Source organism: Kosakonia sp. N21, from assembly GCF_050587465.1.
Classification (GTDB): Bacteria; Pseudomonadota; Gammaproteobacteria; order Enterobacterales; family Enterobacteriaceae.
In genome coordinates this window covers 212674-235031 of sequence record NZ_JBOBHR010000002.1, presented here as the reverse complement: position 1 = coordinate 235031, position 22358 = coordinate 212674, and the positions used below count along the sequence as shown (strand labels likewise).

22 protein-coding genes are annotated in these 22358 nt (G+C 56.8%); 16 read left to right on the top strand and 6 right to left on the bottom strand.

Going from position 1 to position 22358, the window contains the following annotated elements; all coding sequences use genetic code 11:
• Window positions 1-10: 10 nt before the first annotated feature.
• From ACQ3G7_RS04905 to ACQ3G7_RS04895, 3 genes are read right to left on the bottom strand one after another with little or no spacing between them, the layout of a single operon-like run.
• Window positions 11-865 carry a RimK family alpha-L-glutamate ligase gene (locus ACQ3G7_RS04905; RefSeq protein WP_430889039.1) on the bottom strand — a complete coding sequence of 285 codons (855 nt, stop codon included), beginning with the start codon at window positions 863-865 and terminating at the stop codon, window positions 11-13.
• Window positions 865-1038 (bottom strand): alpha-aminoadipate/glutamate carrier protein LysW, encoded by a 174-nt coding sequence (locus ACQ3G7_RS04900; RefSeq protein WP_263097575.1) that lies wholly within the window; start codon window positions 1036-1038, stop codon window positions 865-867. The genes ACQ3G7_RS04905 and ACQ3G7_RS04900 overlap by 1 nt, the downstream gene beginning before the upstream one ends.
• 20 nt (window positions 1039-1058) lie before the next feature.
• Window positions 1059-1601 (bottom strand): flavodoxin family protein, encoded by a 543-nt coding sequence (locus ACQ3G7_RS04895; RefSeq protein ID WP_263097574.1) that lies wholly within the window; start codon window positions 1599-1601, stop codon window positions 1059-1061.
• Between the two features lie 208 nt (window positions 1602-1809).
• Between ACQ3G7_RS04895 and ACQ3G7_RS04890 the strand changes: the two genes are divergently transcribed.
• The 7 genes from ACQ3G7_RS04890 (at window position 1810) to ACQ3G7_RS04860 (ending at window position 9534) form a co-directional block, all read left to right on the top strand.
• Window positions 1810-2700 carry a LysR family transcriptional regulator gene (locus ACQ3G7_RS04890; protein WP_430889038.1) on the top strand — a complete coding sequence of 297 codons (891 nt, stop codon included), beginning with the start codon at window positions 1810-1812 and terminating at the stop codon, window positions 2698-2700.
• A gap of 243 nt (window positions 2701-2943) precedes the next feature.
• Window positions 2944-5043, top strand: coding sequence for a TonB-dependent receptor (locus ACQ3G7_RS04885; RefSeq protein WP_430889037.1), 2100 nt, complete (start codon window positions 2944-2946; stop codon window positions 5041-5043).
• Window positions 5044-5084: 41 nt separating this feature from the next.
• Window positions 5085-5993, top strand: a complete 909-nt coding sequence (locus ACQ3G7_RS04880) for an ABC transporter substrate-binding protein (RefSeq protein ID WP_430889036.1) — start codon at window positions 5085-5087, stop codon at window positions 5991-5993.
• Window positions 5990-6970, top strand: a complete 981-nt coding sequence (locus ACQ3G7_RS04875; RefSeq protein WP_430889035.1) for a FecCD family ABC transporter permease — start codon at window positions 5990-5992, stop codon at window positions 6968-6970. Before ACQ3G7_RS04880 ends, ACQ3G7_RS04875 begins: the two co-directional genes overlap by 4 nt.
• The gene (locus ACQ3G7_RS04870; RefSeq protein ID WP_430889034.1) at window positions 6960-7991 is read left to right on the top strand and encodes a FecCD family ABC transporter permease; all 1032 of its coding nucleotides are present in this window, start codon (window positions 6960-6962) and stop codon (window positions 7989-7991) included. The genes ACQ3G7_RS04875 and ACQ3G7_RS04870 overlap by 11 nt, the downstream gene beginning before the upstream one ends.
• 15 nt (window positions 7992-8006) lie before the next feature.
• Window positions 8007-8801, top strand: a complete 795-nt coding sequence (locus ACQ3G7_RS04865) for an ABC transporter ATP-binding protein (protein WP_430889033.1) — start codon at window positions 8007-8009, stop codon at window positions 8799-8801.
• Window positions 8788-9534 (top strand): IucA/IucC family C-terminal-domain containing protein, encoded by a 747-nt coding sequence (locus tag ACQ3G7_RS04860; protein WP_430889032.1) that lies wholly within the window; start codon window positions 8788-8790, stop codon window positions 9532-9534. Before ACQ3G7_RS04865 ends, ACQ3G7_RS04860 begins: the two co-directional genes overlap by 14 nt.
• Window positions 9535-9546: 12 nt before the next feature.
• On the opposite strand, the gene ACQ3G7_RS04855 is transcribed toward ACQ3G7_RS04860, so the two are convergent.
• Window positions 9547-10341, bottom strand: a complete 795-nt coding sequence (locus ACQ3G7_RS04855) for an IclR family transcriptional regulator (protein ID WP_430889031.1) — start codon at window positions 10339-10341, stop codon at window positions 9547-9549.
• Window positions 10342-10586: 245 nt separating this feature from the next.
• Here ACQ3G7_RS04855 and yiaK point away from each other — a divergent pair, with 245 nt between their 5' ends.
• From yiaK to ACQ3G7_RS04810, 9 genes are all read left to right on the top strand, one after another.
• Window positions 10587-11585 (top strand): 3-dehydro-L-gulonate 2-dehydrogenase, encoded by a 999-nt coding sequence (gene yiaK / locus ACQ3G7_RS04850; RefSeq protein ID WP_430889030.1) that lies wholly within the window; start codon window positions 10587-10589, stop codon window positions 11583-11585.
• Between the two features lie 10 nt (window positions 11586-11595).
• Window positions 11596-12063 (top strand): YhcH/YjgK/YiaL family protein, encoded by a 468-nt coding sequence (locus ACQ3G7_RS04845; protein WP_430889029.1) that lies wholly within the window; start codon window positions 11596-11598, stop codon window positions 12061-12063.
• A gap of 24 nt (window positions 12064-12087) precedes the next feature.
• Window positions 12088-13023, top strand: coding sequence for a DUF4862 family protein (locus ACQ3G7_RS04840; RefSeq protein WP_430889028.1), 936 nt, complete (start codon window positions 12088-12090; stop codon window positions 13021-13023).
• A gap of 52 nt (window positions 13024-13075) precedes the next feature.
• Window positions 13076-14395 (top strand): MFS transporter, encoded by a 1320-nt coding sequence (locus ACQ3G7_RS04835; protein WP_430889027.1) that lies wholly within the window; start codon window positions 13076-13078, stop codon window positions 14393-14395.
• 101 nt (window positions 14396-14496) lie between these two features.
• Complete coding sequence (locus ACQ3G7_RS04830) at window positions 14497-16002, top strand: FGGY-family carbohydrate kinase (protein ID WP_430889335.1); 1506 nt, start codon at window positions 14497-14499, stop codon at window positions 16000-16002.
• Window positions 15999-16655 carry a 3-keto-L-gulonate-6-phosphate decarboxylase UlaD gene (ulaD, locus tag ACQ3G7_RS04825; protein WP_430889026.1) on the top strand — a complete coding sequence of 219 codons (657 nt, stop codon included), beginning with the start codon at window positions 15999-16001 and terminating at the stop codon, window positions 16653-16655. The genes ACQ3G7_RS04830 and ulaD overlap by 4 nt, the downstream gene beginning before the upstream one ends.
• On the top strand, window positions 16655-17515 hold the full coding sequence (locus tag ACQ3G7_RS04820; protein WP_263097562.1) for an L-ribulose-5-phosphate 3-epimerase: 861 nt from the start codon (window positions 16655-16657) through the stop codon (window positions 17513-17515). The genes ulaD and ACQ3G7_RS04820 overlap by 1 nt, the downstream gene beginning before the upstream one ends.
• Window positions 17509-18204, top strand: a complete 696-nt coding sequence (gene araD / locus ACQ3G7_RS04815; protein ID WP_263097561.1) for an L-ribulose-5-phosphate 4-epimerase — start codon at window positions 17509-17511, stop codon at window positions 18202-18204. Before ACQ3G7_RS04820 ends, araD begins: the two co-directional genes overlap by 7 nt.
• Before the next feature lie 157 nt (window positions 18205-18361).
• Entirely contained in the window at window positions 18362-19123 is a 762-nt protein-coding gene (locus ACQ3G7_RS04810) for an AraC family transcriptional regulator (protein WP_430889025.1), read from the top strand.
• Here ACQ3G7_RS04810 and leuA read toward each other — a convergent pair.
• Window positions 19113-20783: a 2-isopropylmalate synthase gene (gene leuA / locus ACQ3G7_RS04805; RefSeq protein ID WP_430889334.1), complete on the bottom strand. Its 1671-nt coding sequence runs from the start codon at window positions 20781-20783 to the stop codon at window positions 19113-19115. The genes ACQ3G7_RS04810 and leuA overlap by 11 nt on opposite strands.
• Before the next feature lie 130 nt (window positions 20784-20913).
• A complete protein-coding gene (melB, locus tag ACQ3G7_RS04800; RefSeq protein WP_263097559.1) occupies window positions 20914-22332 on the bottom strand; it encodes a melibiose:sodium transporter MelB in 1419 nt (472 codons plus the stop codon).
• Window positions 22333-22358: the final 26 nt, after the last annotated feature.

Genomic DNA, 22358 nt, shown 5'->3' with positions numbered 1-22358 from the left:
TCCACCTTATTTACTCAATTGAGTTGATGGTATATCTGGCGATAAGTGCAGCGATATCAACCTGATGAATTTTCCATGATTTGGCAAATTCGGGATTCTGGTTGACTTCGCAGACAACATATTGTCCGGTGCGTGTGTTAAACATTAAATCCAGACCGTAAACGCCTTCACCCAATACCTGGATAACGGCGTGGCTCAGACGCGTAATGTCATCGTCAATGGCCAGCGGAATAATGTCTGCGCCGAGGTGCGTATTGGTTTTCCAGTTATCTTCTGAGACCCGCTTTATGGCTGCAACGGGCTGGTCGCCAACAATCACCACCCGGATATCGAAGTTATCCTTTTCGATATATTCCTGAACCAGTACCGGCAAGTGCTGTCCTTTGAGATCCACGGATTCTCTGGCGGCCAGCCAGACCGCCAGGCTTGCCGGACTGTCGATCAGCGTCACACCGCGACCCCAGGAAGCATTGACGGGCTTGATCACAAAGCGGTTGCCAAACTGCGTCAGTAGTCCATCGAGATCGCGGTAATGATGAACAACCCGCCAGGCTGGCACCGGGATTTCATGCCGGGAAAAAAGTACCGACTGCAATCCTTTGTCCGTACAGATTTCAATCGCGTGGCGTGAATTAATGGCTTTAACGCCAGCGGCTTCAATATAGCGGGCGCGCGCCAGAGCCGTGCTCTGTGAAAGGCAGCGCACCAACGCAATATCGTAGTGTTTTACATCCTGTACGTTCCATGAAGACTGTTCAGAAATAATTTCTACATCTGCGCCCTCGTGCTGTAAAAATTCGACGATGCGCTTTTCTTCTTCCCTGATTTTGGTAACAAATAATAAGACGGAGGGTTTGCTTTCCATTATTCGCCCCAGTCTTCTTCCACCTCTGGTGCAAATTCCAGGTGATAGCCATTACTATCTTTCACTAATTCATGTTCCTGGCCACAAGCGCCGCATTCAACAATTTCACCAACCAGAATATCGTCAACAACGTCAACAGAAGATGAGCAGGTCAGGCATTTAAATGCTTTCATGATAATTCCCTTAAGATAGATTAAATAATGAAGTTGCTTTCGAAGTAATTCTTAATGGAAAGAATAAACTCGTGTTGTTCCTCAATTTCTCCGACGCGATCGGCTTCACCTTTGAAGGTGTGGCACAGCGACATGCCGAGAAATTCGCAAATGTATTCAAACTGGGTGGTAATAATGTCCGCTTTGTGTTGCGGATTATCGCCACCGATCACAATCAGGACGATTTTTTTACCCTGACAGCGCTGGCGAAAGTCGGGAATTTTCTTTAATGATTCAGAGAATCGATCGATGAAAATTTTCATCGTTCCCGAAATGCCATACCAGTAAACCGGGGAAACAAAAACGGCCACGTCGCTGTGCAGAAATTTATTGATCAAATAATCGTAATCATCGGTGACGGGCTTATATTTGAGATCGGTTTCCCGATAATCTTCATACTGTGTGATAGTAAAGTCTTTAAGGCGAAACGCCTCAGCGTCGAAGCCGCTAAACACTTTTTCAACGATAACGGAACTGTTGCCCGGATAGCGGGAGCTACCATTAAATACTACAAATTTACTCATGCGCTTAACCCCGAACCACTGCGGTGAATATCACTGATAATCGTGATGGGAATGCGTCACACATAAACCTTGGCGAGTACCGCCATCTCGTCTTGTGCTGCTGGCATTATTAGGCAAAAACCAGGAGGGGATAAATAGTCATTCTTTTTATTGATTTATTACTGTCAGTTTATAATCATGCGAATACTGACGGTCGGAGTATCGAAAAATGGACTACCTGAAAAGCGTTGAAGCGTTCATCCTTTCTGCGGATAAAGGCAGTTTCACCGCCGCCGCGGAGGTGATGTGCATTACCCCTGCAATGGTGGGCAAGCACATTCGCGAGCTGGAGAAGCGGCTCGGTTGCCAGTTGATCCACCGCAGTACCCGACGCCAGGGGCTGACCGGCGCAGGGCAACGTTTTTACGCGCACGGTATTCAGATCCTCTCCGCCGTGCACGAAGCGGATACCATTGTTCATCGCCTGAATGATGAAGTGGCGGGCGACCTGCGCATCAGCGCGCCGGTGGCGTTTGGCAACCGCGTGCTGACACCGGTGTTAACGCCTTTCTTGCTGCGCTACCCGGAAGTGAATATCGATCTGGTATTGACCGACCGGCGTGTTGACCTGATTGAAGAGCGTTTCCAGATCGCCATTCGCATTGGCAATGTGCGCGATGAGGGGTTAATCGCCTTGCCCATGCCCCCTTATCGCATGCTGCTGGCGGCATCGTCCGCCTACCTTGAAACCTATGGCACGCCGAAGACACCTGAAGATCTGGCGAAACATAACTGCATCAGTTTTACCCAGTGGCAATCAAACCATTTCTGGCAAATGGAAGGGCCGGGAGGGCGCTACGAAGTGGAAATCATTCCACGGCTGATTGTGAACTCCGGTGATGCGGTGCGTCAGGCGGCGCTGTCGGGGCTGGGGATTGCGTTTAATTCCGCGGTGATCCTTGAAGCCGATATCATTTCCGGCAAGCTGCACCGGGTATTGCCGGATTACACGCCGCCGATGCGACCGATGCATTTATTGCGTTTGCCCATCCGACCCGTTCCCTCCACGATCGCTGCCTTTATTGAACATCTGTCGGAAGAAAACCTGATCGGGCAGTAACCTGTGCTGAGCGCCGGGCGAGCGCTTTCGCCTGGCTATTGCTGTCGTTCCCTTCTCCTCTTTCCTTTTCTTTGCGTTGTCGCTGGCGCATGTTTTTTCAGTTTCGGCGCGAAAATATTCACTTTACATTTTGTTGTTGATAATGATAATCGGTATCAAATTGTTTCTTATTGTTGTTATTTGATTTTATTACGGAATGATCCCTTGCGGTTGTGGGGGAATCGAAGAATGAGGATAGCTTGTATGAGATTTTCCCCGCTGTACGGCGTGCTCTCATTGGTCATCGCCGCTCCGCTTTATGCGCAGAGTGGAACGGGCGATAGCAGTGACGAAATGATTGTGACCGCCACACGAACCGACGGTTCGCGCAATGATTCCCCCCAGGTCATCAAAGTCATCACCGAACAAGAGATCGCGCAGCAACGTCAGGTCACCTCTGACACGTCGCAGATCCTCAGTAACCTGATCCCGTCATTTTCTCCGCCACGGCAAAAAATGTCCGGCAGCGGGGAGACGCTGCGTGGCAGAACGCCGCTGGTGATGATTGACGGCATTCCGCAATCGAACCCGTTGCGCCCGACAGGACGCGAAATGCACACCATTGATGCGTCGATGATTGAGCGGATTGAAGTGATCAAAGGGGCCAACGCCAGCAACGGCGTAGGAGCCACCGGCGGGGTGATCAACATTATTACCAAACGTGCGAAGCCGGGTACGGTGAACCAGCACGTCAGCGTGGAAACCACCACGCCAACGGCGGCATTTGATCGCGATACGCTGTCGTACAAAACCAACTACAGCATTAATGGCAGCGAAGAGTACATCGATTACCTGTTTGCATTGAGCTATGAAGATCAGGGCCTGTTCAAAGACGCCAATAATCACGCCATTGGTGTTGATAATACGCAGGGCGATTTGATGGATTCCCGTGCCTGGGATCTGCTGGCGAAAGTGGGCTACTGGCTGGATAACGATCAGCGCGTGCAACTGAGCCTGAATCGCTACCGCCTGAAAAACAAAGATAACTACGTCAGTGTGACCGGCGATCGCGAGGCCGGTATTGTCACCACATCGGTGAAAGGCAACCCGGAAGGCGTCGCGCCGCATAACGATGTCTGGACGGTAGGCACCACCTACGATAACTACAACCTGGCGGGCATGAAGCTCAATGTGCTGGCGTATTACCAGCGCTACGAAGCGCTGTTTGGCGCCACCAACTCCTCGTCATTCCAGGATCCGAACATTGCGCCCCTCGGCACGCTCTATGACCAGACGCGGGCGTATACCGACAAGTACGGCAGCAAAATTGCCCTGACCAAAGACGACATCTGGGACGATCGCATTAAGGCGACGGTCGGTTTCGACACGCTGTTTGATAACTCCAAACAGGATCTGTGGGGCACCGGGCGTACCTATGTGCCGGAAATTAATTACACCGATCTGTCGCCGTTCCTGCAACTGGAGTACAGCCCGGTAGCGTCCGTCAAACTTAGCGGCGGTGTGCGCTATGAATATGCGCGGCTGAATATCGACAGTTACCAGACGGTATGGGCCAACGATCGCGTCACGGTGGAAGGCGGCAATCCGTCGTTCGATCAAACCCTCTACAATGCGGGCATTGTCTGGACGCCGGTTGAACCGCTGAGCCTGTTCGCCAGCTACAGTGAGGGCTTCACCGTGCCGGATGTCGGGCGCGTGTTGCGCGGCATCGACACGCCAGGCGTCAAACTGGATGATTACTCTGGTTTGCAACCGATCGTCACCAAAAACAGCGAAGTGGGCTTCCGTGTGCAGCACGCGCCGTTTGATTTTGAAGCCAGCTATTACCAGTCCACCTCCAAACTGGGCAGCCGCGTAGAGTTGCTCAACGATGCCTTTGTTGCCCGCCGTGAGAAAACCGAAATTGACGGCGTGGAACTGAGTGCGGGTTATACGCCAAATGCGGACCACAAATTTACCGTCTCCTGGTCGCATATGCGCGGGCGTTACGACAGCGACAACAACGGCAGCCTCGATGCGAAGCTGGACGGCCTGAACATCGCCCCGGACCGCATCATTGCTAACTGGTCGGCAAACTGGAACGCGGAACTGACCACCTTCCTGCAGGCCAACTGGGCGCTCAGCAAGTCGTTTGATGACGCGGAGAAAGACTTCTCCGGCTACGTGCTGGTGGATGCGGCGGTCGGTTATAAACTGCCGTACGGTCAGCTCAGCCTGGGGATTTCTAACCTGCTGAATAAACAGTACATCACCTATTACTCACAGAGTGCATCCGTGGATGAGGATCGCTACTTCGCCGGGCGTGGGCGTACCGCAACGCTGGGCTACAGTCTCGATTTCTGACCCGCGTCGCCTCTGAAAAGGGGCGACAGCACGGATTGACGATGATGACTTCTGTTTATTGCTCGCTGCGGCGCAGACGATTACTCCAGGCACTCTTGCTTGGCGGTTTGTCGCCGTCGCTGTTTGCCGCCACGCCCCGTTTACCGCGCGTGGTTTCTCTGTTCCAGGGCGCGACGGACAGCCTGGTGGCGCTCGGTGTGACGCCGTGCGGCATCGTTGAGTCGTGGGCGGAAAAACCGGTGTACCGTTATTTGCGGCCAATGTTGTCCCCGGTGGCGCAACTGGGGCTGGAAACGCAGCCCGCACTGGAAAAAATCGCCATGCTGCAACCGGATCGCATCGTTGCGTCGCGTTTTCGCCACCAGGATATCGTCCCCGTGATGGCGAAGATCGCCCCGGTTACGCTGCTGGATGATGTGTTTGAGTTTAAAAAAACGCTGACCGTGGTGGCGGATGCACTCAGCCTGAACCCTGCCGCTGCGATGTTACTGCAACGCTGGGACAGCCGTGTGGCGACGATCAAGGCCTTAATGGCGCGGCAGTTTTCCGCGCAAAACCCGCCGCAGGTATCGGTGATTGAAGTCCGCCCGGATCACATCCGCAGCTATGTGGCGCACAGTTTTCCCGGCTCGGTGATGTCGGAACTGGGCTTTACGTGGAATGCGCAGGCGGCGCAAGCCCGTAGCGCCTCGCTGCGCTTCTCCACGCTGGAGAACATCCCGCTGCTGGATGCGGATCTCTTTTTCATTCTGCTGCGCGCCAACAGCCCGGCCATTGACCGCCAGTACCAGCGATTGATTGCTCACCCGCTGTGGCAGCAACTGCGGGCAGTAAAAGCCCGGCGCATTATGACGGTGGACAGTGTGCCCTGGAGCCTCTCCGGCGGCATTCTGGGGGCGAATCACATCGTGGACGATGTAGAGCGTTTTGTGCGCGGGGAGGGGCAATGAAGTTTTTGCTCTGCGCGCTTTTGCTGGGATTACTGGCATTGCTCAGCATGATGGCGGGCGCGGGCTGGTACACCCCGTCGCAGATTGCCGCTGCTCTGCTGCACCCGGAGGCGACCCGCGCGGCGGATACCATTATTCAGACCTCGCGTTTGCCGCGCACGGTACTGGCGATGTGCGTGGGCGCGTTTCTGGCGGTCGCCGGAGCGCTGATGCAGGCTTTAACCCGTAATCCGCTGGCTGCGCCGGGGCTGTTTGGTGTGAATGCCGGGGCGGCGCTGATGATTGTGCTGGCCGGTACGCTGTTTTCCATTGGCGACCCGTGGATCACCCTGCTGCTGGTGTTTCTCGGCGCGTGTACCACCGGCATGCTGGTGTGGTTTGTCAGCAACGTCAGCAATGGTCAGCTCAATCCGCTGCGGCTGGTGCTGGCCGGGGTGGCGATCACCGCGCTGTGTAACGCCTTCACCCAGGCGATCCTCGTTATTGATCAGCAAAGCCTCGATACGATGCTGTTCTGGCTGGCGGGCAGCCTGTCCGCTAGTGATGCGACGCGGCTTTATCCGCTGCTGTTGCCGGGCGCCGGGCTGGTGGTGATTGCGGTGCTGTTTGCGCGGCAGATGAATGTACTGAACGCCGGGGAAGCGATCGCCCGCGGGCTGGGGCAGAACATTGCCCGGGTGCGGTTGATTGCCAGTGTGCTGGTGGTTGGCCTTGCAGGATGCGCGGTGGCGCTGGCCGGTAATATCGGCTTTGTCGGGCTGATGGTGCCGCACATTGTTCGCCAGATCTTTGGCAGCGATTTACGTCGGACCCTACCCGCTTGTGCGCTGCTGGGGGCGTTACTGCTGCTGGCGGCTGATATTGCCGCCCGGCTGATCATTGTGCCGCAGGAGGTGCCGGTTGGCGTGATGACCGCACTGCTGGGCGCGCCGTTCTTTATCATGCTGGCGCAGCGAAGGGGGAGCCATGCGGGGTAATCCGGTGTTGCGCTGGGGCGCGTTTTCCCGCCAGTCCGCGCGCGGGCGTATTCCGCTGGTGCTAAGTTGCCTGCTTGTGACGCTGGTGCTGGCGCTGGTGTCGTTAAGCATTGGCGATGTGCTGCTGCCGCTTTCGCAGACGTTCACACTGTTGCTCAGCCCGGATGCGTCGCCGCAGAGTTTTATTCTGCATGAGCTGCGTTTACCGCGCGTGGCGCTGGCGTTACTGGCGGGTGGTGGCCTTGGCATCGCGGGGCTGATTATCCAGATGCTGGTGCGTAACCCGCTGGCCTCGCCGGATACGCTGGGGGTCACCACCGGAGCCAGCGCGGGTGCATTGATCTGGCTGGCTGGCTTCAGTTTGCAGTATGGCAGCGGCATGTTGCCTTATGCGGCGATGGCTGGCGCAGCGTGCGCGGTGGGGTTCGTTTTTCTGCTCAGTTGGCGCAAAGGGCTCACGCCGCTGCGGCTGATCCTGACGGGAGTCGGCGTTTCGGCGCTGGCAGGCGCGATTGTGTCGCTGGTGCTGGTGTTCAGCCCGCTCACCACCACGCTGTCGGCATGGGTCTGGTTGAGCGGCAGTGTGTACGCCGCCACGTGGGAAAAAGTGTTGCACCTGCTTGCCGTCTATCTGTGGGCGGTTCCGCTGCTGTTTTGTCTTATCCGTTACCTGAACGTGCTGCAACTGAATGATGAGCAAGCGCTGGGGTTGGGGATTCGGGTGAACGCGATACGCGTGTTGCTGATGCTCGGCAGCGTGGTGCTGGCAGGCGGTGCGATTGCGCAGGTGGGCGCGATGGCGTTTGTCGGGTTGATCGCGCCGCACATTGCCCGGTTGTGGGTGCGTAACGGCTTTGTCGGCCAGGCCTGTGTGGCAGTAAGCGGCGGAGGCGTGATGGTGATGATCGCCGATCTGGCGGCACGAACGCTGTTCCGGCCCGCCGATCTCCCGGCCGGGATTTTTGTGGCGCTGGCCGGTGCGCCATTCTTTTTGTGGCTGCTTATCCGGCAGCGGACGTAATGCAATGGGGAATCTGTGTCTCTTTCAACTGACAAGCTGAGCGTCAGCTATCAACAGCAAACGGTGATTAACGCGCTGGATCTGGCCCTGCCCGCAGGGCGCGTCTCGGTGCTGATTGGCAGTAACGGCTGTGGCAAAAGCACGCTGCTAAAAGCGATGGCGCGCCTGTTAACGCCGCAGTCTGGTCGCGTCATTCTCGATGGTCTGGATATCCACGCCAGCGCAACGCAACAGGTGGCGCAAAAGCTGGCAATCCTGCCGCAAACCCCGGTTGCGCCGGAGGGGATCACCGTCCGCCAGTTGGTCAGCCTTGGGCGTTTTCCCTGGCAGAACTGGTTACGCCAGTGGTCCGAAGAGGACGATCAGCAGGTCAATGAGGCGTTGCGACTGACGGGCACTGCGCCTTTACAGCACCGCCCGGTGGATGCGCTCTCCGGTGGGCAGCGCCAGCGCGTGTGGATCGCCATGACGCTGGCGCAAGCCACCGGTACGTTGTTGCTGGACGAACCCACGACTTATCTCGATCTGGCACATCAGATTGAGATCCTCGAACTGTTACGCACGCTCAATCGCCAGCAGGGGAAAACCATTGTGATGGTGCTGCACGATCTCAATCTGGCCTGCCGCTATGCCGACCACCTGGTGGCGGTGCATGACGGGCGCGTCTACGCGCAGGGCGCGCCGCAGCAGATCATGAGTGAAACGCTGGTGCAGGATGTGTTTAATCTGCGTTGCCGTATTATCGACGATCCCTTTTTCCACACGCCGTTGTGTATCCCTTTTCCTGGTGACTCGCATGCTGAGTCCTGAAGAGTACAGCTATCTGCAAAACACGTTTCGTCTGCGCAGCCTGGCGCAGGCAGATGAACGCAGCGTGCCCGCGTCCGCCATGCTGGATGACGATACCTGCCGCGCGGTGTTGCAACGGGTGATGACGTTTATGGGCGCGCCGGATCTGGCGATCGCCGCGTCGTTGCTTGCCAAACGACTGGCCTTTCTCGCTTCCGGCAACGTGCTGTATGCCATGACGGTGTTTGATAAAGGTCTGCCATTGTCATTAACCGCCAGTCGACTGGAGTATGCGCACGATAATGGGGTGTGGCGCTCCTCGCTGCCGGTGGATGTTACCACCACGCAGGCCGCTTCTGGGGAGCGTGAGACGTGGCGTGCGGAGATTGTCAGCACGTTGTTTAAAGGCTATTTTGCGCCGCTGTGGCAAAGTCTGGCGCGGGTGAGTGGCCTGCCGGAGGCTATCTTGTGGGAAAACACCGCCGTGCGGGTCTATTCGCTGTATCAGGGGCGCATGGAGACGCTGGATGCGGTGCAGGAACAGCGTCGGCAGGCGGATTTCCACTGGCTGCTGGAACAGGCTGAGCCGGAACAGTTTGGGCTGGCATGGAACCCGCTAAAACGCTTTCGTCGACCGTTGCAAAACAATGCAGCAGGGCAGGCGGTGCGTTTTCGTCGCACCTGCTGCTTTTATTACAAGGCATCACAACCGGTGGAGTATTGTCATAATTGCCCGCTGCTGAAAAAAAGCTAACGGGCATTTATTTTACGCTTCGACTTCGTAGCCTAATTCCTGTGAAATTTCTTTGGCGGTATTTTGTAACGCCGCAAGCAGACGCGCTTCGCCTAATAATTCAAGGCGCGAAGTGGATAACGAAATAGACACGGCATAAGGCACCCGACCATGAATGTCGAACACCGGAACCGCCAGGCAGGAGACGCCTAACTCGTTCTCTTCACGGTCTTTTGCCCATTTCTGTGCGCGGATCTCTTTCAACTCCTGTTGCATCACATCGAGCTTATCAATGGTGTAACGGGTGAGCGGCTTAATATATTCGCGATGGCTTTTCCAGTATTGCTCCACATATTCCGGCTGACCGAAGGCCATATAGACTTTGCCCATTGCCGAGCAATATAACTCCTGATGCTGACCAATATAGGCCCGCGTTCTTAACATGCCGGTGGTCGGTTCTAATTTATAAATTAAAATTGCGTGATCATCTTCGCGGGTGGAAAAGTTGATGGTTTCCCCGATCGCCAGATTGAGGGCTTCAAGATGGGGGGCGGCCACGTGAATAATATTCAGCGAAGACAGCGCCTTTTGCCCGATGGCGATACATTTGGTGGTCAGCCGGTAGCTGCCTGCCGCGGGTGCCGGTTTGACATAGCCGCACGATTGCAGCCCCTGTAACAAACGGTGCACGGTGCTTTTATTCAACTGAGCCAGTTCGGAAAGATGGGCCAAGGGGCAGCCATTCGGGTAGTTACTCAGAATATCCAGCAGTTGTAATCCGCGGAACAGGCTTTGACTGCCCGCCGGTTTCTCTTTTTCGTCTTGCATTGATGCGTTCTCGCTTCCTGCCGCTTTTGGACCCGTTAATTTTGCCAGCCTCAATACTAGCGCAAAATGGAACGGGCCACACAAAATCAGGTTATGTTTATAAGCCTTTGATAGTAATCAACTTCGAAATTTAAAGTGAAGCGTGGATCACACATCCGTGTTTTGTTATGTGGAATGGTATTTCGCATTTTGAAATTCAGGAGTATAAAAACAACACAGAAGTCCGATGCAACCAGGAGAAAAAGATGAAGGTTACCTTCGAAGAGCTTAAGCAATCCTTCAAACGCGTTTTGCGTTCCCGCAATGTGCGTGAAGAGACTGCCGACGCCTGCGCGGAGATGTTTGCCCGTACCACCGAGTCGGGTGTCTATTCACACGGCGTGAACCGCTTTCCGCGTTTCATTCAGCAACTGGATGCCGGTGACATCATTCCGGATGCGCAGGCGAAGCGCATTGCGAACCTCGGCGCGATTGAGCAGTGGGACGCGCAGCGTTCGATTGGCAACTTAACCGCGAAGAAGATGATGGATCGCGCCATTGAACTGGCATCCGATCACGGTATTGGTCTGGTGGCGGTGCGTAACGCCAACCACTGGATGCGCGGCGGCAGCTATGGCTGGCAGGCGGCAGAGAAGGGCTATATCGGGATTTGCTGGACCAACTCCATCGCCGTGATGCCACCGTGGGGCGCGAAAGAGTGCCGCATTGGCACCAACCCGCTGATTGTGGCGATCCCCTCTACGCCAATCACCATGGTGGATATGTCAATGTCGATGTTCTCCTACGGCATGCTGGAAGTGAACCGCCTGGCCGGGCGCGAACTGCCGGTAGATGGCGGCTTTGACGACGATGGCAAGTTAACGAAAGAACCCGGCGTGATTGAGAAAAACCGCCGCATTCTGCCGATGGGCTACTGGAAAGGTTCCGGTTTATCCATCGTGCTGGACATGATCGCCACCCTGCTGTCAGACGGGGCATCAGTTGCTGAAGTCACCGAAGAGAACAGCGATGAATACGGCATTTCGCAGGTGTTTATCGCCATCGAAGTCGACAAGCTGATCGATGGCGCAAGCCGTGACGCCAAGCTGCAACGCATTATGGATTACATCACCAGCGCGGAACGCGCGGATGAAAATGCACCGATTCGTCTGCCGGGCCACGAGTTTACGCGCCTGCTGGAAGAAAACCGTCGCGACGGTATCACCGTTGATGACAGCGTATGGGCGAAGATCCAGGCGCTGTAAGGAGCGAACGATGTTATTCGGCCATATTTCACAGCCCAATCCCTGCCGTTTACCGGCGGCGATTGAAAAAGCGCTCGATTTCCTGCGCACCACGGATTTCCGCACGCTTGAGCCTGGCGTGGTAGAAATCGAAGGGCGCACCATTTTTGCGCAGATCCTCGATCTCACCACCCGGCCCCGTGAGGAGCAAAAACCGGAAGTGCACCGCAAGTATCTGGATATCCAGTTTATGGCATGGGGTGAAGAGGAAATCGGTATTGCCATTGATACCGGTAATAACGTGATTGCGGAAAATCTGCTGGAGCAGCGCGATATTATTTTTTATCAGGCGAGCGAGAACGAATCTTTTTTTGAAATGGTGCCTGGCAGCTACGCGATATTTTTCCCGCAGGATGTACACCGTCCCGCTTGTAATAAATATCGTGCCACGCCTATTCGTAAAATTGTCGTCAAGGTGGCTATTTCTGCATTGAATTAATTCACGCATAAGCAGGAGCTAAATATGAAGCGTCATAACGCCGGTTATATTATCGGCGCGTATCCCTGCGCGCCTTCTTTTCACCAACAAGGGGAACAGCAAGAGCAGGATTTCTGGCGGCAACTGGCGGATACCCCGCACATTGCCGGGCTGGAGCAGCCGTGCCTGGAAGAACTGCACCCGCTTGGTGACGAGTGGCTGTTAACGCATACGCCGGGCGAGTGGCGCATTGTCGTCACGGCGGTGATGGAAACCATGCGTCGCCGCGGCGGTGGAGAACGCGGTTTTGGCCTCGCCTCCAGTGATGAAGCGCAGCGCCGTGCCTGCGTGGCGTATTACCGTCATGTACATGACAAGATCGCTGCGCTGAATGCCCGTTTCCCCGGCAAAGTCGTCGCGCTGGAAATGCAGGCCGCGCCATTGGTGGGCAATGCCAGCGTGGAACAGGCCACCGAGGCGTTTGCCCGTTCGATCAAGGAGATAGCCAGTTGGGACTGGACGTGCGAACTGGTGCTGGAACACTGTGATGCCATGAATGCCGCCGCGCCGCGCAAAGGGTTTTTACCGCTGGAGAACGTGCTGGAAACGCTGGCGGGTTATGAGATCGGCGTGTGCATTAACTGGGCGCGTTCCGCCATTGAAGGGCGCAACACCACGCTGCCGCTGGCCCATACCCGGCAGGCGCAACAAGCCGGGAAACTGCGTGGCCTGATGTTTTCCGGCACCACGGAAAACGGCCCGTACGGGGAGTGGCAGGATCTGCACGCACCGTTCGCGCCGTTCTGCCCGGAGAGTTTATTAACCGTCGACAGCGCCAACGCCTTATTTCAGGTCGCGGCGCCAGAAAGTTTGTCCTTTACCGGTATTAAATTACTGGAAATTGATGCCAACGCCAGTGTGGGACATCGCGTGGAAATATTACGCGACGGCATTAACGCCTTACATAAAGCCAGACAATAAATACAAAAATATCTGACATCGCATACCAGTTACTTTTAACGAGATGCTAATTATGAATACTTCCTCTTACTCTACATCTGCGGATATTCCGCGCCAGCGCTGGTTAAGAATAATTCCTCCTATTCTTATCGCTTGTATTATTTCGTACATGGACCGCGTGAATATCGCGTTCGCCATGCCCGGCGGGATGGATCAGGAATTAGGGATTTCTGCATCCATGGCTGGTCTCGCCGGGGGCATTTTCTTTATCGGTTATCTGTTTTTGCAGGTGCCGGGCGGCAAAATCGCCGTTCACGGCAGCGGCAAAAAATTCATTGGCTGGTCGCTGGTGGCCTGGGCGGTGATCTCTGTCCTGACCGGGATTGTCACCAGTCAGTATCAACTGCTGGCGTTGCGCTTCTTACTCGGCGTGGCGGAAGGCGGCATGTTGCCGGTGGTGCTGACAATGATCAGTAACTGGTTCCCGGATGCGGAACGCGGGCGCGCCAATGCCATTGTGATCATGTTTGTGCCGATTGCCGGTATTGTGACGGCGCCGCTTTCTGGCTGGATCATTACCGCGCTGGACTGGCGCTGGCTGTTTATCATTGAAGGTCTGCTGTCGCTGGTGGTGCTGGTGCTGTGGTCACTGACGATTTATGACCGTCCGCAGGAAGCCCGTTGGATCTCCGACGCAGAGAAAAAATATCTGGTGGAGACGCTGGCCGCCGAGCAGCGCGCAATTGCCGGTAAAGAGGTGAAAAACGCCTCGCTGAGCGCCGTGCTGTCCGACAGAACCATGTGGCAACTGATTGCCCTCAACTTCTTCTACCAGACCGGAATTTACGGCTACACCCTGTGGCTGCCGACCATTCTGAAAGAGTTAACCCACAGCACCATGGGGCAGGTGGGCATGCTCGCCATCCTGCCGTACCTCGGGGCCATCGCCGGGATGTTCCTCTTCTCGTCCCTTTCTGACCGTACCGGTAAACGCAAACTGTTCGTCTCCCTCCCGCTGCTGGGCTTTGCGCTGTGCATGTTCCTCTCCGTGGCGCTGAAAGAGAGCATCTGGCTGTCGTATGCGGCGCTGGTGGGGTGTGGTTTCTTCCTGCAATCGGCGGCGGGCGTGTTCTGGACCATTCCGGCGCGTCTGTTCAGCGCAGAGATGGCAGGCGGGGCGCGTGGGGTGATTAACGCGCTGGGTAACCTCGGCGGTTTCTGCGGCCCCTATGCCGTGGGCGTGCTGATCAACCTCTACAGCAAAGATGCTGGGGTGTACTGCCTCGCTATTTCTCTGGCGCTGGCGGCGCTGATGGCGCTGCTGCTCCCGGCGAAGTGCGACGCGGGAAACGTCTCAGTCAGCCCGGTCAGCACCCGTAAACGCGAAGCCTGATAACCAGCCCGGCGGCGCTGCGCTGACCGGGCAAGAGAATGACCGATTCTGTAAGCCGGATAAGGCCGTTGCCATCCGGCAATAAAAACGAGAGCACGACGATGAGTGATAAAGAGACCTTCTGGCTGGGTATCGATTGTGGCGGTACTTATCTGAAAGCCGGTTTATATGACAGCCAGGGCAGGGAGCACGGTATTGAACGCCAGTCTCTGAAGACGCTCAGCCCGCAACCCGGTTACGCCGAGCGCGATATGCGCGCGTTGTGGACCGCCTGCGCCCAGACCGTTTCGCGTTTGCTGCAACGCACTCATACCTCCGGCGAACGCATTCGCGGCGTGGGCATTTCGGCGCAGGGCAAAGGGCTGTTTTTGCTGGATAAAAACGATCAGCCGCTGGGCAATGCGATGCTCTCATCCGACCGCCGCGCGCTGGAGGTGGTGAAGCGCTGGCAACAGGATGGCATTCCGCAACAGCTCTACCCGCTGACCCGCCAGACGCTGTGGACCGGGCACCCGGTCTCATTGCTGCGCTGGCTGAAAGAGAACGAGCCGCAGCGTTATGCGCAGATTGGCTGCGTACTGATGGGGCACGACTATTTGCGCTGGTGTCTGACCGGCGTTAAAGGCTGTGAAGAGAGCAATATCTCGGAATCCAACCTTTACAACATGTCCCGGGGTTACTACGACGCGCGTCTGTCGCAGTGGCTGGGGATTGGTGAAATTGATGCGGCGTTACCGCCGATTGTGGGCTCAGCAGAAATCTGCGGGGAAATCACCGCTCAGGCAGCCGCCATAACCGGTCTCGCGGCGGGTACGCCCGTCGTGGGCGGTCTGTTTGATGTGGTTTCCACCGCGCTCTGCGCCGGGCTGCAAGATGAACAGCGGCTGAATGCGGTGATGGGGACCTGGGCCGTGGCCAGCGGCATTGCTGATGGCCTTCGTGACAACGAAGCCCACCCCTATGTATACGGGCGCTACGTTAACGACGGTCAGTACATTGTGCACGAAGCCAGCCCGACCTCCTCCGGCAACCTCGAGTGGCTGACCGCACAGTGGGGCGACATGTCGTTTGAGGAGATAAACCACGCCGTTGCCTCGTTGCCCAAAGCGGGCAGCGAGCTGTTTTTCCTGCCGTTTTTGTATGGCAGCAACGCGGGCCTGGAGATGACCAGCGGTTTTTACGGCATGCAGGCGCTGCACACCCGCGCGCACCTTTTACAGGCGGTTTACGAAGGGGTGGTGTTCTGCCATATGACGCACCTTAACCGCATGCTGGCGCGTTTTACCCACGTTGAAGCGCTGCGCGTTACCGGCGGTCCGGCGCACTCCGACGTGTGGATGCAGATGCTGGCGGATGTCAGCGGGCTGCCTGTGGAACTGCCGCAGGTGGAAGAGACCGGCTGTTTCGGCGCGGCGCTTGCCGCTCTTGTCGGTACCGGCGAGTACCGCGACTTCCAGCACGCGCAGCAGGTGTTAAAGCATGACATTCGCACCCTGACGCCGGACATGACCGCCCACGCCGCTTATCAGCGCAAATACGCGCGTTACCAGATTTTGATTGAAGCACTACAGGGCTTTCACGCCCGCATTAAGGAGCAGACGTTATGAGCCGACCATTACTGCAACTGGCGCTCGACCATACCAGCCTCGCGGCTGCCCAGCGCGATGTGGCGCTGTTACAGGATCATGTCGACATCGTCGAAGCCGGCACCATTTTGTGCCTGTGCGAAGGGGTGAACGCCGTACGCGCGCTGCGCGCCCAGTGCCCGGAGAAGATCATCGTTGCGGACTGGAAAGTCGCCGACGCCGGGGAAACGCTGGCACAGCAGGCGCTTGGTGCGGGCGCGAACTGGATGACCATTATCTGTGCTGCGCCACTGGCGACTATCGAAAAAGGCCATGCAGTTGCGCAGGCGCACCACGGTGACATTCAGATTGAGCTGTTTGGCAACTGGACTTTCGACCACGCCCGCGACTGGTATCGCGTGGGAGTGCGCCAGGCGATTTACCACCGTGGCCGTGACGCGCAGGCCAGCGGTCAGCAGTGGGGTGAGGTGGATCTGGCGCGGATGAAAGCGCTTTCTGATATCGGTCTCGAACTGTCGGTCACCGGCGGGCTGACGCCTGCGGATCTGCCGCTGTTTAAGGACATTAACGTGAAAGCCTTTATTGCCGGGCGCGCACTGTCCGGTGCGGCGAACCCGCAGCAGATTGCCCGCGAGTTTCATCAGCACATTGATGCCATCTGGGGAGAGAAGTAATGCGCACACATCCGTTGGGCATTTATGAAAAAGCGCTGGCGAAAGATCTGAGCTGGCCGGAGAGGCTGGTGCTGGCGAAAAGCTGCGGTTTCGATTTTGTCGAAATGTCCGTTGATGAGACCGATGAGCGTCTGTCGCGACTGGAGTGGAGCACCACACAGCGGGCATCGCTGGTGGAAGCGATGCTGGAAACCGGGGTGTCTATTCCGTCGATGTGCTTATCGGCGCACCGCCGTTTTCCGTTTGGCAGCCGTGATGAACGCGTGCGTGAACGGGCGCGGGACATTATGACAAAAGCTATTCGTCTGGCGCGCGATCTGGGGATCCGCACCATTCAACTGGCCGGGTACGACGTTTACTACGAAGAGCATGACGCGGGCACGCAGCAGCGTTTTGCCGACGGGCTGGCGTGGGCGGTGGAACAGGCCGCCGCTGCGCAGGTGATGCTGGCGGTCGAGATTATGGATACCGCCTTTATGAACTCCATCAGCAAATGGAAAAAGTGGGATGACATGCTTGCCTCGCCGTGGTTTAGCGTCTACCCGGATGTCGGCAACCTGACGGCCTGGGGTAACGATGTGTCTGCCGAGCTGGCGCTGGGGATCGATCGCATTGCCGCTATTCATCTGAAAGATACCCAGCCAGTGACTGAAGAGAGCCCTGGCCAGTTCCGCGATGTGCCGTTTGGCGAAGGCTGCGTCGATTTTGTTGGTGTGTTTCGCACGCTGCACCAACTGAACTATCGCGGCGCGTTTTTAATTGAGATGTGGACCGAAAAAGCCAAAGAGCCGGTGCTGGAAATTATCCAGGCCCGCCGCTGGATCGAAGCCCGTATGCAGGAAGGAGGATTTGTATGTTAGAGCAACTGAAAGCCGAGGTGCTGGCCGCCAACCTGGCGCTGCCCGCCCATCATCTGGTGACCTTCACCTGGGGTAACGTCAGCGCGGTGGATGAGAGCGGCACACTGATGGTGATCAAACCCTCCGGCGTGGAGTACGACGTGATGACCGCAGAAGATATGGTGGTGGTGGAGATTGCCAGCGGTAGGGTGGTGGAGGGCAATAAAAAACCGTCATCCGACACGCCAACGCACCTGGCGCTGTATCGCCGTTTTCCGCAACTTGGCGGCATTGTGCATACCCATTCGCGCCATGCCACCATCTGGTCGCAGGCCGGGCTGGATCTGCCTGCGTGGGGGACTACCCACGCGGATTACTTCTACGGCGCGATCCCCTGCACCCGCTTGATGACCGACGAGGAGATCAACGGCGAGTATGAGTATCAGACCGGGGAGGTGATCATTAAAACCTTCGAACAGCGTGATATCGACCCGATGCAGATCCCGGCGGTACTGGTGCATTCCCACGGCCCGTTTGCGTGGGGCAAGAACGCCGCCGACGCGGTGCACAACGCGGTGGTGCTGGAAGAGTGCGCGTATATGGGACTCTTCTCCCGCCAGCTGGCGCCGCAGTTACCGGATATGCAGCAACCGTTGCTGGATAAACACTACTTGCGCAAGCACGGTTCAAACGCCTACTACGGGCAGTAAGTGTTTTGCATTGTGCCCGGTGGCGTGTGGTTTACCGGGCCTGTGCGTGTGTCTGCGTTTCTGCCTGCTGCTTTCCGGCGACGCAGACAACGGATGACAGAAAACGCGGCGCTGTTTAAGGTAGGGTGACTCTGCCAATGACCCCTACAGGCGCGCCGTGAAACAGACTTTCGTTTTGGATTTCTCCCACCGTTCTCTGATCCCTTATGCCCATGACTACCGGCATGGCGAGCATGAGCAGTGGCATACGCACCCTTGCGATCAACTGATTCATACCCTGAGCGGCGTGATCCGCGTTGAAACCGCGCAGGGGACGTGGGTGGTGCCGCCAGCCCGTGGCGTCTGGATCCCGGCGCACGTTTCTCATGCCCTGCATATTGACGGCGACGTGCAGGCGCGGGGCGTGTTTGTGCAGCCGCTGGCGCGCGCCGATCTGCCGGTTATCTGCCAGGTGGTGCGGATCAGTGAGTTATTGCGGGCGCTGATTGTGAACGCCCTGGATCTGCCTGAGGCGTATCAGGCCGGGACGCGGGCGGAGCGTATTTATGAACTGATCCTCGATGAAATCCGCCTGATGAACACGCTGCCGTTTTGTTTACCGGAACCCTCGTCACCCCGTTTAAAACAGCTGTGCGATGCCGTGCGTGCAACGCCCGCCGGAGCGTGGACGCTGGAAAATGCCGCCCGCCAGGTGAGCATGAGTGGACGCACGCTGTCGCGCCATTTCTACCAGCAAACCGGGTTGCAGTTCAGCGAATGGGTGCGGCGCGCGCGATTGCTGGTTGCGCTGACGCGGCTGGCCAGAGGCGAGGCGGTCACGCAGGTAGCGCTGGACTCCGGCTATGCGAATCCCAGCGCCTTTAGCGCCATGTTTCGCCGGGTGATGGGCATGCCGCCCGGCGATTACTTTACGCCGTAATAAACTGCCCGGCAGCGTTCAGCAACGCCTGTAATGAGGCGCGGGTTATGTCGCTATCAATGCTCACGCCCCAGGCGCGCTCGCCTTTTTTATTTTCGCAGCAGACATAGGCGACTGAGCGGCTGTCGCTGTGTTTCCCCAGCGTATGTTCGTGATAGCTCTCAATGTTGATCTCCACTTTCAGGCTTCGGCACAGTGCGGTGATGGCGGCGGAAAGAAATCCGTTGCCGGTCGCGCCGAACTTCAGTGCTTTACCCTCGTAGCGGATTTCCGCCAACAGGGCGGTCTCTTGCCCTGGCTGGTTAGTGCAGGTGTACTCAATCAGTTGCAGCGCGGGCTGATCCACCAGGCCGTAACGCTGGCGGAACAGGTTCCAGATGGCCATTTGCGACATCTCTTTTCCTGCGCGATCGGCTTCATGCTGTACCTGCTGGCTGAAGGCCTGTTGCAGTTTACGCGGCAGACTCAGACCGTGGTTCTGTTCCAGCAACCATGCCGCACCGCTTTTGCCGGACTGGCTGTTCACGCGGATCACCGCTTCGTAGCTGCAACCGACGTCCGCCGGATCGAGCGGCAGGTAGGGCACGTCCCAGTACGGGGCCGGGGCATGCTGGCGGGCGGCGAACCCTTTTTTGATGGCATCCTGATGCGAGCCGGAAAACGCCGTAAACACCAGTTCTCCGGCGTAAGGATGGCGTGGCGCAACGGGGAGCTGGTTGCACTCTTCGACGATCTCCACCACTTTTTTCATTTCGCTGAAATCGAGCTGCGGGGCGATGCCCTGGGTATAGAGGTTCAGCGCCAGCGTCACCAGATCTGCATTCCCGGTGCGCTCACCATTGCCAAACAGGCACCCTTCTACACGCTCGGCACCAGCCAGCAACGCCAGTTCCGCGCTGGCAATGCCCGTGCCGCGATCGTTATGGGTATGCACGCTGATGCAGACCTGTTTCCGGCGCGAGAAATGGCGGCAGAAGTGCTCAATCTGATCGGCGTACACATTCGGTGTGCTGACTTCAACCGTGGCGGGCAGGTTGATGATCATTGGCCGCTGGGGGGAGGGGTCCCAGACATCGGCTACTGCTTCGCAAATCTCCAGCGCAAATTCGGCTTCGGTAAAACAGAACGTTTCCGGCGAGTACTGAAACACCCACTCGGTGCCCGTTGCCTCTTCGCACTGGCGGCGGATCTGTTTTGCCGCGTTGACAGCCAGCATGACAATCTCTTCACGGCTCTGGCGGAAGACCTGCTCGCGAAACACGGGCGCTGTGGCATTGTATAAATGCACCGTGGCGCGATGCGCGCCCTGCAACGATTCAAAGGTGCGGGCAATTAAGTCTTCCCGCGCCTGCGTTAAGACCTGAATAGTGACATCGCCGGGGATGCGCTGTTCCTCAATTAACTGGCGCACAAAATTGAAATCGGTTTGCGAGGCGGATGGGAAAGCGACTTCAATTTCTTTAAACCCGCAGACGAGCAGTAAATCCCAGAACTTCAGTTTACGCGCTGCATCCATGGGTTCGGCGAGTGCCTGGTTGCCGTCCCGCAGGTCGGTGGATAACCAGCGCGGCGCGCGTGTAAGGGTATTGTCCGGCCAGCGGCGGTCGCTGAGTTTCACTGGCGTGTGCGGTTTATATTTGTCACTGGGGGTCGTTAACATCATGGCTCTCCGTCGGGGTTTTCCCCAGTTTCCACGGAGAGCCATTGGCGTGCGCACGCGCAGATGACAACGTATTGCTTAAAAGTGACAATCGGCAGTCTGTTGCCGCCGCTGCCTGATCATCATGGTGTTACACCTGAATCTGGTCCGCCATGACCGGCTGCGCGGTTTTCGCGGCGGGTTTATCCACGTGGCGATATTTATCCAGCAGGTGGATCTGGATGCGGCGCAGCAGGTCGCCATTGAGTTTGTAGAAGCGGAAGTAGACCAGCAGCGAGACCAGGAAGAAGCAGGCCGGCAGCGCCAGCATAATCACTTGCATGCCCATTAAGGTGCTGGCGGACTGCGCAACGTTCGGCACATAGCCAATCACTCCGAGGACAATGGCAATAAAGTACGCTGCGAATGCCGCTCCGGCTTTCACCACCAGGGTCTGCACCGAATAGGCGATACTTTCGCAACGGACATTCAGTTTGTATTCGCCGTAATCGACGGTGTCGGCCACCATAATCACCTGCAATACCCAGAAGAAGGCTTTACCGATACTGAAAAAGACGCCCGCCAGCAAAATCATCCAGGCATGGGTCTGCCCCATCAGCGCCATCCACAGCAATATGCCGCCGCTCAGCACCGGCAACACCGATGCGCCCGCCCACAGCACCCGGCGGGAGAAGATCTTCACCAGTTTCGGGAACAAAATCAGGATCAGCAGGTTGGCAATGCCGGCATAGGACATGTAGTAGGGAAACAGGTCGACATTGCCAATCACATAGGTGAAGTAGTAGATGGCAAACCCTTCAATCACGTTCGCTGCGGTGTTATAGGCCAGCGCCATCACCAGCAGGCAAGCCAGTTGATCGTTTTTAAAAATCAGCTGCACCATCTGTTTCAGGCTCATGGCATTCTGCCCGGCGCTGGGCTGCTTATCTGACGAGTAAACTTCATGCACGTTACGCAGGGTAACGAGCGTGGAAAGAACAAAAAAAGCAATTAACACCAGCGTCAGCATCTGAAAACCGAAACCGCGATCCGCGCCGCCAACGGCATTGACGAACGGTAAGGCAATCCCGGCGGTCACAAAGCCCGCCAGGCTTGCGAAAAAGCGTGGGTAGGGCACCAGTTGTTCGCGCTCGCGCTTATCCAGCGTGATGGTTGGCACCAACGACCAGAACGGCACATCCATAATGGTGTAGGTGAAGCCCCATAGCAGGTAAGTCGCCCACACCCAGATCAGTTGGGTTGCGCCCGTAAAGTGATGCGCGCTGAACAGCATATAGAGCACCACTGAGTTGGTCAGCGTGCCGATTAAAATCCACGGTTTAAACTTCCCCCAGCGCGATCGGGTGCAGTCCACAATCCAGCCCATGATCGGGTCTGCCAGCGCATCGAGAATTCGCGCGACCAGAAACAGCGTACCGACCATGCCGACCGACAGGCCGACGATATCGGTGTAGTAATACATCAGGTACATGTAGACGATGCCGATCGCGAAATCCTTACCAAATGCACCAAATCCGTAGCTGAGTTTTGTTGTCATTGAAATACTCATAGGGTACCGATTGCCTCTTTCAGTGT

Coding starts and splice junctions, on each gene's coding strand:
- ACQ3G7_RS04900 (WP_263097575.1), bottom strand. CDS start 1,038: ATGAAAGCATTTAAATGCCTGACCTGCTCATCTTCTGTTGACGTTGTT.
- leuA (WP_430889334.1), bottom strand. CDS start 20,783: ATGTTAACGACCCCCAGTGACAAATATAAACCGCACACGCCAGTGAAA.
- ACQ3G7_RS04820 (WP_263097562.1), top strand. CDS start 16,655: ATGCGCACACATCCGTTGGGCATTTATGAAAAAGCGCTGGCGAAAGAT.
- ACQ3G7_RS04845 (WP_430889029.1), top strand. CDS start 11,596: ATGTTATTCGGCCATATTTCACAGCCCAATCCCTGCCGTTTACCGGCG.
- ACQ3G7_RS04840 (WP_430889028.1), top strand. CDS start 12,088: ATGAAGCGTCATAACGCCGGTTATATTATCGGCGCGTATCCCTGCGCG.
- ACQ3G7_RS04880 (WP_430889036.1), top strand. CDS start 5,085: ATGATGACTTCTGTTTATTGCTCGCTGCGGCGCAGACGATTACTCCAG.
- yiaK (WP_430889030.1), top strand. CDS start 10,587: ATGAAGGTTACCTTCGAAGAGCTTAAGCAATCCTTCAAACGCGTTTTG.
- ACQ3G7_RS04875 (WP_430889035.1), top strand. CDS start 5,990: ATGAAGTTTTTGCTCTGCGCGCTTTTGCTGGGATTACTGGCATTGCTC.
- ACQ3G7_RS04830 (WP_430889335.1), top strand. CDS start 14,497: ATGAGTGATAAAGAGACCTTCTGGCTGGGTATCGATTGTGGCGGTACT.
- ACQ3G7_RS04905 (WP_430889039.1), bottom strand. CDS start 865: ATGGAAAGCAAACCCTCCGTCTTATTATTTGTTACCAAAATCAGGGAA.
- ACQ3G7_RS04855 (WP_430889031.1), bottom strand. CDS start 10,341: ATGCAAGACGAAAAAGAGAAACCGGCGGGCAGTCAAAGCCTGTTCCGC.
- ACQ3G7_RS04835 (WP_430889027.1), top strand. CDS start 13,076: ATGAATACTTCCTCTTACTCTACATCTGCGGATATTCCGCGCCAGCGC.
- ACQ3G7_RS04890 (WP_430889038.1), top strand. CDS start 1,810: ATGGACTACCTGAAAAGCGTTGAAGCGTTCATCCTTTCTGCGGATAAA.
- ACQ3G7_RS04895 (WP_263097574.1), bottom strand. CDS start 1,601: ATGAGTAAATTTGTAGTATTTAATGGTAGCTCCCGCTATCCGGGCAAC.
- ACQ3G7_RS04870 (WP_430889034.1), top strand. CDS start 6,960: ATGCGGGGTAATCCGGTGTTGCGCTGGGGCGCGTTTTCCCGCCAGTCC.
- ACQ3G7_RS04860 (WP_430889032.1), top strand. CDS start 8,788: ATGCTGAGTCCTGAAGAGTACAGCTATCTGCAAAACACGTTTCGTCTG.
- ACQ3G7_RS04885 (WP_430889037.1), top strand. CDS start 2,944: ATGAGATTTTCCCCGCTGTACGGCGTGCTCTCATTGGTCATCGCCGCT.
- ulaD (WP_430889026.1), top strand. CDS start 15,999: ATGAGCCGACCATTACTGCAACTGGCGCTCGACCATACCAGCCTCGCG.
- melB (WP_263097559.1), bottom strand. CDS start 22,332: ATGAGTATTTCAATGACAACAAAACTCAGCTACGGATTTGGTGCATTT.
- araD (WP_263097561.1), top strand. CDS start 17,509: ATGTTAGAGCAACTGAAAGCCGAGGTGCTGGCCGCCAACCTGGCGCTG.